This window comes from Microbispora siamensis, assembly GCF_016863095.1.
In the GTDB taxonomy this organism is placed as follows: domain Bacteria; phylum Actinomycetota; class Actinomycetes; order Streptosporangiales; family Streptosporangiaceae; genus Microbispora; species Microbispora siamensis.
The window spans coordinates 95,306-107,476 of record NZ_BOOF01000036.1 but is presented as its reverse complement, the minus strand read 5'-3'; the positions used below and the strand labels follow the sequence as shown (position 1 = coordinate 107,476).

Here is a 12,171-nt window from a genome sequence, read left to right as displayed (position 1 = left end):
CCACCGTGGAAAGCGCTACCTGGTCTCGGGTCAGGCCGCCGCCGAGCGGTTCATCATGGCGCCGATCATCATGGTGGCCTGGCGGCGGGTGAGGAGCCGGCCGAGAGCGGCGGCGGTGCGGTTGACCCGGCCGGCGATCACGCTGGGCGGCGGGTTGCGGCGGTCGAGGGCGGCGAGAGCGGTCTTCACGACGTCCGCAGCGGCCATGCGCCGGGTGCCGCCGTCCGCGCCGCCTCCGGCGACGTCGAAGAATTCCGTCTCGGTGGCGCCGGGGGACAGGGCGAGCACGCGCAGCCCGGTGCCGCGCGACTCGTACCACAGGGCCTCGGTGAAGCTGAGAATGAACGCCTTGGTCGCGCCGTAGACGGCCATCGTGGGGTTGGCCTGGTAGGCCGCCATGCTCGCGACGTTGACGAGGAACCCGTCACCGCGGCGGCGCAGCCGCTCGATGAACGTCCGGCTGATCTCCACGACGCTGGTGACGTCGAGGGCGATCTCGGCGGCCAGCCGTTCCGGGTCCTCCTCGTGGAACAGGCCATGGGTGGCGAAGCCGGCGTTGTTGACGATGCCGGTGATCTCGATGCCGCGGCGGGCGAGCTCGCGGTCGAGGACGGAGCCGATCTTCGGCGTGGTCAGGTCCGCGGCGATGGGGGTCGCCTCGACGCGGTGCCGCTGGGCGAGCTCGGCGGCGAGAGCCTCAAGCCGGTCCTGCCTGCGGGCGACGAGCACGACGTTCGCGCCGCGGGCACTGATCTGGCGGGCGAACTCGGCGCCGATGCCGGAGCTGGCGCCGGTGATGAGGACGGTCTGACCGCGGTAATCGACGGTGGACATGGCGACTCCTTCTCAACGGGCTGCTGCGTCACCGTACGACCGTCTGGCACTGAGTGTCAATTAGACATCGAGGGCAGGCCTGGATAGGCTCACGGCCGGAGGAGGCAGCATGAGCAGCGAGAGCCTGTGGAGTCGCACCCGCCGGGCCGCGTTCGCGGAGATCGCCGAAGTCGCGATGGAACTGTTCCTGGAGAAGGGCTTCGAGGCGACGACGATCGACGACATCGCGGCCGCCGCGGGCATCTCCCGGCGCTCGTTCTTCCGCTACTTCGGCACGAAGGAGGACGTCGTCCTCGGCAACCTGGCCGGCGAGGGCGCCCGCGCCGCGGCCGCGCTGGCCGAGCGCCCCGACGACGAGCCCCTCTGGACGGCGCTGCTGAACGTGGTCGCGCTCATCGACGAGGCGCCCGGCGAGCGGGAGCGGCTGCTCAAGATCTCCGAGATGATGTACGGCACGCCTTCCCTGCGCGCCCGCAGCCTGGAGAAACACCTGCAATGGCAGGCCGACCTGCTCCCCGAGGTCAAGCGGCGGCTCCCGGCCGATCCCGGCGACGGCCTGGCCGACCTGCGGGCAGCCGCCGTCGTCGCCGGCGCGATCGCCTGTCTCGACGCCGCCGGCGAGACCTGGACCCGTCAGAAGGGCGCCGTTCCCCTCCGTGAGCTGCTGAAGGTCGCGTTCGACTCGATCGGCCACGCCGTCGGATGAAGAGGGGATCGCCGGGCGCGGCCTGTCGTCAGGCGTCCGCGCCGGGTGCTCTCCGGCGCAGGCCGTCCATCAGCAGGTCGAGCAGGCGCCCGGCCTGTTCGCGCTGCTCGGGCCCGCCCGTGGCGAGGCAGATGCCGTTCATGCCGGTGAGCACGTCCTCGGCCGCCACGTCCCGCCGCAGCGTCCCGGCGGCGCCGCCCGCGTCGAGCAGCGTGCCGATCGCGCCGAGCAGCCGGTCGCGGCTGTGCGCGTACGGGTTCGCCCCGGAGGCGATCACGGCGCGTAGCGCGTCGGCCATGCCCCGCTTGGTCGCCAGGTAGTCGACGAAACGGTCCATCCAGGTGCGCATCGCCACGTCGGGCGGCATCTCGCCGGCGAGCTCGGCCGCCGCGTCGCACAGCTTCGCCAGCTCGTTGCGGTAGACCGCCTCGATCAGCGCCTCTCTCGTGGGGAAATGGCGGTAGAGCGTGCCGATGCCGACGCCCGCCTCCTTCGCGATCGCGTCGAGCGTGACGTCCGGCCCGTCCTGGGAGAACGCCCGCAGGGCGACGTCCAGCAACCGCTCACGGTTGCGCCGGGCGTCGGCGCGCAACGGCTTGGCTCCGGACGGTCGAGCGGGGGTGGACACGGCTCCTCCATATGGACTCGGCTTGCTAACCGGAGGATTCTCCGGTTAGAGTTCCAGACGTACCGGAGGTTCCTCCGGTTTCCTGATTGTAGCGGCCGGGCTCTCCAGGGGCCCTGCCGCCGTAGGGGACGGGGACGAACATGACTCACACCAACCGCATCACGACGCCGTTCACCGGGCAGTCCACCGCGGCCGAGGTTCTGGAGGGGGTCGACCTGCGCGGGCGGCGGGCGGTCGTGACCGGCGGGGCGTCGGGGATCGGCGTCGAGACCGCCCGGGCGCTGGCCGCTGCGGGCGCGGAGGTGACGATCGCGGTCCGCGACCTCGACGCGGGCAAGCGGACCGCGGAGGACATCGCCGCCACCACCGAAGGCGCGGCCGTCCTCGTCGCGCCGCTGGACCTCGCCGACCGGGCCTCCGTCGCCGCGTTCGCCGCCGCGTGGGAGGGCCCGCTGCACATCCTCGTCAACAACGCCGGGGTGATGGCGTGCCCGGAGACCCGGACGCCGGAGGGCTGGGAACTGCAGTTCGCCACCAACCACCTCGGTCACTTCGCCCTGGCCGTCGGCCTGCACCCGGCGCTCGCGGCGGCCGGTGGCGCCCGCGTCGTGTCGGTCAGCTCCAGCGCCCACCTGCGCTCGCCGGTCGTCTTCGACGACATCCACTTCCGGGAGCGCCCGTACGACCCGTGGCTGGCGTACGGGCAGTCGAAGACGGCCAACGTGCTTTTCGCGGTCGAGGCCGCCAGGCGGTGGGCCGGTGACGGCATCGCGGTCAACGCGCTCATGCCCGGCGGCATCCGCACCGCACTGCAGCGGCACGTCACCGAGGAGGAGCTCGAGCGCCTGCGCGCCCAGGCGGGCGGTGGCGGCATCACGTGGAAGACGGTCGAGCAGGGCGCGGCCACGTCCGTGCTGGTTGCGGCCTCGCCACTCCTGGACGGCGTCAGCGGGCGGTACTTCGAGGACTGTCAGGAGGCGGAGCCGAATCGGGAGGGCACCCGCCGGGGGGTCGCGGCGTACGCGCTCGACCCGGAGGCGGCCACCCTGCTCTGGCAGGTGTCGGCGGACCTGCTCGACCTGTGATCCGCGCATCGTGATCCGTGCCTCATGATCCGCGCCTCATGATCTGCGGCACGGTCCGCCCGCGCCCAGGCCCGGCCTTCCCAGGCCGGGCCTTCGCATTATGTGCCGCCGTCGGCGGCGCCCTCGCAGCCTACGGCTGGATTCCGGGCTCGCCCTCTGCGTGTGAACCCGGTCACTAGACCCCTTTCACTGGCCGATCGGTCAAATTCTGGCCGATCGGTCAGCTAGGGTGTCCGCATGGCACGTTCCGCAACCACCATGCGCGCGGACATCCTGGACTCGGCCCTGCGGCTGTTCGCCGCCCACGGCTTCCGCGGCACCTCCCTGCAGGACATCGCCACGGACGCGGGCTGCTCCAAGGCGTCCTTGCTCTACCACTTCACGAACAAGGACGCGATATTGACCGAGCTGCTGGCGCCCGTGGGGCCGGAGTTCGCCGAGCTGGAAGGGCGGCTCGCCGGGCTCGACGGCGAGGAGGCCGCTCGTGCCGCCGTCGCCGGGCTCGTCGACCTGTCCCTGCGCTTCCGGCTGCAGGTGAAGATCCTCCTGCAGGACGTGGACGCGCTGATCTGCCGGCCGGAGCTGCCCGACGTGGACGGCATCACCGGGCGGCTGACGGACGCCCTGTCCGGCCGCTCGGCCGCCCCCCAGGCCCGGGTCTGGGCCTGGATGGCGATGCTGGGGATCATCCTGACCAGCGCCGGCGAGCTCGCGCTCCCCGAGGAGACGCTGCGCGCGGAGCTGACCCGCGGTGCGTTGCGCACGCTCGGTCTGCAGACCGACTGACCTCCCGAAGAAAGAGATCTGCTTTGGCAACCCTGCTGTACCGGCTGGGCCGGTTCTCCTTCCGCAGACGCGGGCGCGTGGTCGCCGTGTGGCTGCTGCTGCTCGTGGTCCTGGGCCTGGCCGCCGCGGCCTTCCACGGCCCGACCGGCGACAAGTTCGCCATGCCCGGCACCGAGTCGCAGCGGGCGCTGGACGCCCTGGCCAAGGAGTTCCCGCAGGCCAGCGGTGCCACCGGCACCATCGTCGTCGCCGCTCCGCAGGGCAGGAAGCTGGACGCCGCCGCGGTCGCGCCCGTGGTGAAGGAGGCCGCCGCCGTCCCCGGCGTCGTCGCCGCCATGGATCCGTTCCGGGTCGGCTCGGTCTCCGCCGACGGCCGCTACGCCCTGGTCCAGGTGCAGTTCGACCGCGGGCTCAAGGACGTGACAGAGGCCCAGCGCGCGGCGTACCTGAAGGCCGGCTCCTCGGTGGCCGGGCTGCGGGTCGAGCACGGCGGCGAGATCCTGAACGCCGCGCCGGAAGTGGGCGGGTCGGAAGGCATCGGCGTCGTGATCGCCGCGGTGGTGCTGATCGTCACCTTCGGCTCGCTGGTGGCCGCCGGCATGACCCTGCTGAACGCCCTGATCGGCGTGGGGGCCGGCATGGGCGGGCTGTTCGCGCTCAGCGGCCTCGTCGAACTGACCTCCGTCACGCCGGTGCTCGCGCTAATGCTGGGCCTGGCCGTGGGCATCGACTACTCGTTGTTCATCACCTCCCGCTACCGCCAGTTCCTGGCCGAGGGCGTGGCGCCGGAGGATGCCGCGGGCCGGGCGGTCGGCACCGCCGGATCCGCGGTCGTGTTCGCCGGGGCCACCGTGGTCATCGCGCTCGCAGGTCTGTCGGTGGTCGGCATCCCGTTCCTGAGCGTGATGGGCCTGGCCGCCGCCGGCACCGTGGCCGTCGCCGTGCTGGTCGCCCTCACGCTGCTGCCCGCCTTCCTGTCGTACGCCGGAGCCCGGGTGCTGCCCCGCAAGCAGCGCACCGGTGAGAACGCGAGCGCGGGCGGCCGGGGTTTCGGCTACACGTGGGGGCGGGTGGTCACCCGGCTGCGCGTGCCGATCCTGCTGGCCGGGGTCCTCGCCCTCGGCGCGCTCACGCTGCCGGCCCAGGACCTGCGGCTGGCTCTGCCCGACGCCGGCACCGCGGCCCCCGGCACCCCGGCCCGCGAGGCCTACGACCTGACCAGCGAGGGATTCGGCGAGGGCTTCAACGCCCGCCTGATCGCCGTGGTCACCGCCGCCGACCGCGCGGCGACGACCGCCGCCGCCGGTGAGGCCGCCCGCTTGATCCAGCAGACCCCCGGCGTGCTGGCCGTGGCACCGCCGCAGCCCAACGCCGCGGGCACCACCGCGCTGCTGACCATCATCCCCAAGGCCGGGCCCACCGCCGCGGCCACCGAGGACGCCGTCCACGCCATCCGCGCCAAGGTCGCCGCGATCGGCGGCGCCGAGATCGCCGTCACCGGCGCCACGGCCGTGGGCATCGACGTCTCCGACAAGCTCGCCGACGCCATGCCGGTGTACCTGCTGCTGGTGGTCGGCCTGTCGGTGCTGCTGCTCATGCTCGTCTTCCGCTCGATCCTGGTCCCGGTCAAGGCGGCGCTGGGCTTCCTGCTCACCGTCGGCTCGACCTTCGGCATCACCGTGGCGATCTTCCAGGAGGGTCACCTGGCCGGCCTGCTGGGCGTGGACGTGCCGGGCCCGCTGGTGAGCTTCCTGCCGATCCTGCTCATCGGCATCCTGTTCGGCCTGGCCATGGACTACGAGGTGTTCCTGGTCTCGCGGATGCGCGAGGACTACGTGCACGGCGACACTCCCCGCCAGGCGACGATCAACGGCATGGGGCACAACGCGCGGGTCGTCACCGCCGCGGCGCTGATCATGACGGCCGTGTTCGGCGGGTTCGTGTTCATGAACGACCCGATCATCAAGTCGATGGGCTTCGCGCTGGCCGTCGGAGTGCTCGTCGACGCCTTCGTGGTGCGTATGACCCTCGTCCCCGCCGTGATGTCCATGCTCGGCCGCGCCGCCTGGTGGCTGCCCCGCGCCCTGGACCGGGCGCTGCCCGACCTCGACGTCGAGGGCGAGCGCCTGCGCCACCACCTCACGGCCCGCGCCGCCTCCCCGGAGCACGCCCTGTTGTAGGAGTGGGGGCCGGAGGTCCCGTCCCGGCGGGACCTTCGGCGGCGCTCGCACGCCCCGCCGGGGGAACGGTCTGATGGGAGGACCGGCCGAGGGGAGGGCGTCATGATCGTGGTGGGTGTCGACGGCTCGCACGCCGGCATGGAGGCCGCCTGCTGGGCGGCCCGGGAGGCCGACCTGCGCGGCGTCCCCCTGCGGATCGCCAACGCCATCCCGGCATGGGCGTGCTCGACCGCGCGGCAGGGGCCGTACACCAGCGTCGCCGCGTGGATGCGCGACGGCGCCGCCGCCGTGCTCGGCGCCGCCACCGAGCGGGTTCGCGCGGAGGCGCCCCGGGTGCCGGTCGACACCGCGATCCTCGCCGGCGACCCGCGACCGGCGCTCATCGAGGCGGCCGTGGACGCCGATCTCCTGGTGCTCGGCAACCACGGGATCGGCGGCTTCCGCGGCCTGCTGCTCGGCTCGGTCGCGTACGGCGTGGCGGGTCACGCCCCGTGCGACGTGGTCGTCGTGCGGGAGGTGCCCTCGGCGCCGCGCCCGGAGATCGTGGTGGGCATCGACGGATCGTCCGCCTGCGCCAAGGTGCTCGACTTCGCCTTCGCCGAGGCGGCGCTGCGCGGGGAGGGCCTGCGGGCGGTGCACGCCTACAGCACGCTGGAGGCGGGCGGCGGCTTCGCCCCGCTCCCCGACGACTTCGACGACGAGAAGGTCGAGGTGCGCATGGTCAGGGAGGTTCTCGCCGGGCGCCGTGAGCTCTACCCCGACGTCAAGGTCGTCGAGGAGGTCGTCCGCGGCCACCCGGTGGACGTGGTGCGGCAGGCGTCGGCGGGCGCCGACCTGCTCGTCATCGGCTCCCAGGGCCACGGCGAGTTCGGCGGCCTGGTCCTCGGATCGGTCTGCCAGGCGATGCTTCACCACGCGACGTGTCCCATGGCCGTCGTCCGCGCGCCCGCGCCGACCGGCTGAGCGGACGGATCGAACGACCCGTTCGCCGGGCCGGACACGCGAACGCCCCCGGCGGCCTGGAGGGATTCCAGGCCGCCGGGGGCGTGATCGGCGTCCTACGCGCTCTTGCGCCGCTGCTCGCGCAGAATGGCGAGACGCTCGTTCAGCACCTCTTCGAGGTCCTCGATCGAGCGACGCTCCAGCAGCATGTCCCAGTGGGTCCGCGGGGGCTTCGCCTTCTTCTGCTGGGGCTGCTCCGCGTCCACCCGCAGCGCCGGGCTGCCGCAGTGACGGCACTCCCAGGTCGTGGGAATCTCGGCCTCGACGGCGAGCGGGACGGTGGTGAGATGGCCCTTGGGGCACGTGTAGGTCACCTCCTGGCGCGGGGCCAGATCGGTGTTGCGGTCGTTCTCGTAGCTGGTCGCGCCGAGCCGGGTACCGCGAAGTGCACGCTCGCCCATGTCTTTAAGCCTCCTGAGGTCCCCGCCTTCGAGGGGTTCGTTCGCCACCGCGTACAACGCCTGATACCGTGTGTGGATTCCCAGCCGAGACCTGATCCAATCGCGCTTTTTCCGTCCCACTGGTCTCAGATGTGGCCGGCGGACATGCGGCGCTCAGATGTGCTCGGGCACCTCGTTCCCCGCCTCGCGGATGGCCCGGGGCAGGTTGACGACGGTGAGCAGCACGAACCCGATCACGAAGAACACGATCAGCGAGACGATCGCGGTGCGATAGCTGTCGGTGAGCTGGAGCGCCAGTGTGAGCACCAACGACCCGAGGAACGCCGAGCCCTTGTCGCTGATCTGGTAGAGGCTGAAGTACTCCGCCTCCCGGCCGGGCGGGATCACCAGGGAGTACAGCGAGCGCGACAGCGCCTGCGTGCCGCCCATGACGATCGCGATGGCGAAGGCGATCGCGTAGAACTGGACCGCCGCGCCCTTCTGCAGGAAGTAGGCCACGCCCACCACCGCGGTCCACACGACCAGGCTGGCCAGGACCGTGCGCTTGGTGCCGATCCTGGCCGCGATCCGCGCGAGGCCGAGTGCGCCGCCGACGGCGATGAACTGCACCATGAGGATCGCCCCGATCTGGTGCGTCTGGCTCAGCCCCAGCTCCTGGTCGGCGTACGTCGCGGAGAACCCGATCACCGTCTGCACGCCGTCGTTGTAGATCAGGTAGGCCGCGAGGAACAGCAGCGTACGGGGGTAACGCCGCAGGTCGGCGAGGGTGCGGCCGAGCTGGCGTACGCTGCCGGCCGCGGCCCGGACCGCGGTCGCCTCGTGGACCGGCACCCGCCGGTTGCGCAGGCGCAGCATCGGGATCAGGGCGAACGCGCCCCACCACAGGCCCGCCGACGCCAGGCTCACCCGGACCGCCAGGCCCTCCTCGACCGCGCCGGACAGGTAGAGCACCAGGTTGAGCGCGAGCAGCAGGCCACCGCCGAGGTAACCGAAGCCCCAGCCCCTGCTGGAGATCGCGTCGCGTTCCTCGGCGCCGGAGATCTGCGGCAGGAAGGAGTCGTAGACCACGCGCGCCGCGCCGAAGGTCACGTTGGCGACCAGGAACAGCACGCCGCCGAGCAGGTAGCCGCCGCCGGAGACGAGGTAGAAGCCTAGTGTGGCCGCCGCGCCCAGGTAGGCGAAGACCCCCAGGATCTGCTTCTTGCGTCCGGTGTGGTCGGCCAGGGCGCCGACGATCGGCATGATCACGATCTGCAGCAGCACCGAGATCGTCACCAGGGCCGTGAAGTACGCCTTCGGCCGCAGGTCCAGGCCGAGGAACGACACGAAGCCGTCCTCGCCGCCCGCCGCCGTCGTGGCGATCGACGTCAGGTACGGCCCGAGGAAGACGGTCAGGACCGTCGTCTGGAACGCCGAGTCCGCCCAGTCGTACCAGTACCAGCCGCGTTGCTCGCGCCGCCGCGCGCCGGGGATCTCCTCGTGGACGACCTGGGGAGCGGTCATGGTCTCTCCTCACGGGGGTGGAGCGTCGCCGGGGGCTTCAACGGGGGCCTGGCTTCAACGGGGGCCTGGCTTCAAAGGGGCAGGATTCGGCAGAGGCTCAGCGGGTTCGGCGGGGTGGTCCGGGCCGGGCGGGATGGCGCGGGGTCACGGCTCGGCCGGGCGGGGGTGCCACTGCCCGCGTGACTTGAGCACGTCACGCAGCCCGCTGATGTTGTCCGTCATGATCCCGTCGACGCCGAGATCGAGCAGGTGGGCCATCGTCACCGGGTCGTTCACCGTCCACACGTGCACCTGCATCCCGATCGCGTGCGCGGTCCGCACGAGGGCGCGGGTGGTCACCCGCAGCCCGCGGAACCCGATGGGCGCCTGCGCGCACGGCACCCCCGCCCGGGCCAGCCCGGACAGCAGCCGGCCGTACCCGCCGCCCATCGCGGCCGTACGCAGGGCGGCCAGGCCGCGCGGGCCGAGCGAGAAGCAGACCTCCCGGTCGATCGCACGCCGGGCGCGGGCCAGCCGCGCGTCGGAGAACGAGGTCAGGCACACCCGGTCGTAGGCGCGGGTGCGGCGGATCGCCCGCGCCAGCGGCACGATCGCGGCGCTCTCCTTGACGTCGATGTTGAACCGCACGTCCGGCCAGGCGCCGAGCAGATCCTCCATCAGCGGGATCTCGTGCCGCCCGCCGATCCTGGCCCTGCGCACCTCGCGGTAGGGCAACCGCGAGATGCGGCCGGTGCGGTCGGTGACCCGGTCGAGGGTGTGGTCGTGGAACGCGAGCAGGACGCCGTCGGCGGTCGCGTGCGCGTCGGTCTCCAGGTAGGTGTAGCCGAGCTCGACCGCCCGGGAGAAAGCGGCCATGGTGTTCTCGCGGGCCTCCGCCGCCCCGCCTCGGTGCGCGAAGGCGAGTGGTCCGGGGTGGTCGAGGAACGCGAAACGGCGATGCACGAAAGGAGTATGCCGGGTTCCGGCCATACAGTCAGCGCAGCAAGGTGAACATTTGCGTCACAAGAGTCCCTTGTCATCTTCGGGGTGGATGTTCCGCTTCGGCGTGTCGCGGTCCGCCCCGTGTCCGCCGGGCCGCCGGGGCTGTTTCCATAGGGCGGCTACCCGGCGGGCGACGCCCATTCCTGCCGCCTGGCCTCCGCCATGGCGATCGCCGCGGCGACCGCCACGTTGACCGATCCGACCCTGCCGACCTGGGGGATGTAGGCCACCGAGTCGGCCGCCTCCAGGCAGGCGGGGGAGCAGCCGTGGTCCTCGCTGCCGAGCACCAGGCAGACGTCGCCGTCGAGCTTGGCCTCGTGCAGGGGAACGGCGTCGCCGGTCAGTTCGACGGCGACCACCCGGAAGCCCTCCTCCCTGGCGGCGCGTACGGCCTCGGCGACCGGGACCGGCTCGTGCCACTCGACCAGCCGGTCGGTGCCGAGCGCGGTCTTCTGCGCCTTGGGGTTGGTGGGCGGGGTGGCGTTGCCGGCCAGCCAGACCGTCTCCGCGCCGAAGGCGGCGGCCGTACGGAAGATCGATCCGATGTTGAAGGGGCCGGTCACCGATTCGAGGATCAGCGCGAGACGGCCCTCGGTGTTGCGGCGCCAGGTGCGGTTGAGCCGCTTGACGTCGGTCGGCTTGAGCTGCCTGCGCGGGTTGGAGCCGCTCTTCGGCCGCTCGTCGGTCATCGCTCGCTCGCAGTTCCGGGCTCCTGGGGAGGCCCATCGGGTGGCATGGTGGGTTCTCGCCTCGGCGGCTCGTGGGAAGGTGCGTCCGGCGCGGGCGGCATGGTGAACCGCCGTCCGGGCGGGGGCTCGCTGGGAGGACCGTCCGCCGGTCCTCCCCGATTCCCGAGGAAGTCCGGGTGGCCGTTCCCGGGCCTGGCAGGCCGTGTCACCCGCCCGACGAGAATGCCGACGGTGAACACGACGATGATAACCAGGATCAGCACGGGGACCACCAAGGTGGTGCTGAGGCCCTTCCCGGGCCTCTCCGCGCGCACCGGGGCCTGAGAGGTGTGCTCCGCGCTCTCCGTGGGTGTGGTCCGAGGGTGCTTCCATTGGTCGAACCGCTCGTAAGGCGGATTCGGCGAGCCGGGCGGCACGGGGTAGGCGTCCGGGTGCATGGCCCGGTTGATCCGGACGATGCCGTACCCGGTCTGGTCGTCCTTGCCGGGTGTGTCCACGTCCAGGGCCGTGCCGATGAGACGGCGGACGACCTCCCGCGCCGGCATGGCCGGATTCGCCGCCCGTACGAGCGCGGCCGCCCCGGACACGAGCGCCGTCGCGTCGCTCGTCCCGCTGGAGTGGGGGTAGGAGTACTTCTCGCTCTTGCTCGCCACCGGGATGTCGACGCCGGGTGCCGCCACCGACACGTACTCGTTCGACTCCGTGCTCTCCCACGGCCGTGAATGGTCGTCCGTGGCCCCCACGGACAGGACGCCCGGGCACGACGCCGGGAACATGATCGGATTGCCGTGGTCGCCGTCGTTCCCCGCCCCGGCCACGATGACCACGTCGTGCTCGACGGCGTAGGCGACCGCGTCCCGCACCTGAGAGGGGCACACCTCCAGGCTGTGATCCGCCTGCGAGATGTTGATCACTTGTGCGCCGTGGTCGGCCGCGAATCGGATTCCCCGCGACAGTGACGTCTCGAACTCGATCGTCGAGGTCGGCGCGTCGGTGACGGCCACCGGCAGGATCCGAGCCTCCGGCGCGATGCCGACGAGATGGGTGGTTCCGCCGCCCTGACCGGCGATGAGGATCGCCATGCCGGTGCCGTGACCATTGTCGCTGAAGTCGGTGTGGCCGTCCGTGCCGTGTCCCGTCGTGTCGCCCCCCGGTAACAGTGCGCGGGCGATCTCGGGCAGGGGCCTGACACCGGTGTCCACCACGGCGACGGTGACTCCCCGTCCCCGGGTGGTCGGCCACACCTTCGTCTGGATGGACCATGGCGGGAACCACCACTCGTCCGATCGAGGAGCCGGCGTCGCCGGACGAGGCAGGGCCTGAACGGGAGACTGGAACACGGCCAGCGCTCCGACGGCCGCGAGTCCGGCCATCAG

The 12,171-nt window shown here is 72.1% G+C and carries 12 protein-coding genes; 5 read left to right on the top strand and 7 right to left on the bottom strand.

The window, feature by feature from the left end:
* Positions 1-30 precede the first annotated feature (30 nt).
* Positions 31-834, bottom strand: a complete 804-nt coding sequence (locus Msi02_RS29250; RefSeq protein ID WP_204051214.1) for an SDR family NAD(P)-dependent oxidoreductase — start codon at positions 832-834, stop codon at positions 31-33.
* Positions 835-943: 109 nt separating this feature from the next.
* On the opposite strand from Msi02_RS29250, the gene Msi02_RS29245 reads away from it, so the two are divergent.
* A complete protein-coding gene (locus tag Msi02_RS29245) occupies positions 944-1,540 on the top strand; it encodes a TetR/AcrR family transcriptional regulator (protein WP_204051213.1) in 597 nt (198 codons plus the stop codon).
* Between the two features lie 28 nt (positions 1,541-1,568).
* On the opposite strand, the gene Msi02_RS29240 is transcribed toward Msi02_RS29245, so the two are convergent.
* On the bottom strand, positions 1,569-2,168 hold the full coding sequence (locus Msi02_RS29240; protein WP_079316978.1) for a TetR/AcrR family transcriptional regulator: 600 nt from the start codon (positions 2,166-2,168) through the stop codon (positions 1,569-1,571).
* A 140-nt stretch (positions 2,169-2,308) separates the two neighbouring features.
* Here Msi02_RS29240 and Msi02_RS29235 point away from each other — a divergent pair, with 140 nt between their 5' ends.
* From Msi02_RS29235 to Msi02_RS29220, 4 genes are all read left to right on the top strand, one after another.
* Entirely contained in the window at positions 2,309-3,253 is a 945-nt protein-coding gene (locus Msi02_RS29235) for an SDR family NAD(P)-dependent oxidoreductase (RefSeq protein WP_204051212.1), read from the top strand.
* A gap of 237 nt (positions 3,254-3,490) precedes the next feature.
* Positions 3,491-4,039 (top strand): TetR/AcrR family transcriptional regulator, encoded by a 549-nt coding sequence (locus Msi02_RS29230; RefSeq protein ID WP_079316974.1) that lies wholly within the window; start codon positions 3,491-3,493, stop codon positions 4,037-4,039.
* 23 nt (positions 4,040-4,062) lie between these two features.
* A complete protein-coding gene (locus Msi02_RS29225; RefSeq protein ID WP_204051211.1) occupies positions 4,063-6,219 on the top strand; it encodes an MMPL family transporter in 2,157 nt (718 codons plus the stop codon).
* Positions 6,220-6,321: 102 nt separating this feature from the next.
* Positions 6,322-7,182, top strand: a complete 861-nt coding sequence (locus Msi02_RS29220) for a universal stress protein (protein ID WP_204051210.1) — start codon at positions 6,322-6,324, stop codon at positions 7,180-7,182.
* Between the two features lie 95 nt (positions 7,183-7,277).
* Here the strand turns inward: Msi02_RS29220 and Msi02_RS29215 are convergent, their stop codons facing one another.
* The 5 genes from Msi02_RS29215 to Msi02_RS29195 form a co-directional block, all read right to left on the bottom strand.
* Positions 7,278-7,622, bottom strand: coding sequence for an RNA polymerase-binding protein RbpA (locus Msi02_RS29215; RefSeq protein WP_079316970.1), 345 nt, complete (start codon positions 7,620-7,622; stop codon positions 7,278-7,280).
* Between the two features lie 153 nt (positions 7,623-7,775).
* A complete protein-coding gene (locus Msi02_RS29210) occupies positions 7,776-9,125 on the bottom strand; it encodes an MFS transporter (protein WP_204051209.1) in 1,350 nt (449 codons plus the stop codon).
* 144 nt (positions 9,126-9,269) lie between these two features.
* Positions 9,270-10,067 carry a glycerophosphodiester phosphodiesterase family protein gene (locus Msi02_RS29205; RefSeq protein WP_239108794.1) on the bottom strand — a complete coding sequence of 266 codons (798 nt, stop codon included), beginning with the start codon at positions 10,065-10,067 and terminating at the stop codon, positions 9,270-9,272.
* Positions 10,068-10,225: 158 nt separating this feature from the next.
* Positions 10,226-10,795 (bottom strand): TrmH family RNA methyltransferase, encoded by a 570-nt coding sequence (locus tag Msi02_RS29200; protein WP_204051208.1) that lies wholly within the window; start codon positions 10,793-10,795, stop codon positions 10,226-10,228.
* Positions 10,792-12,168, bottom strand: a complete 1,377-nt coding sequence (locus Msi02_RS29195) for a S8 family serine peptidase (protein WP_204051207.1) — start codon at positions 12,166-12,168, stop codon at positions 10,792-10,794. The genes Msi02_RS29200 and Msi02_RS29195 overlap by 4 nt, the downstream gene beginning before the upstream one ends.
* Between the last annotated feature and the right edge of the window lie 3 nt (positions 12,169-12,171).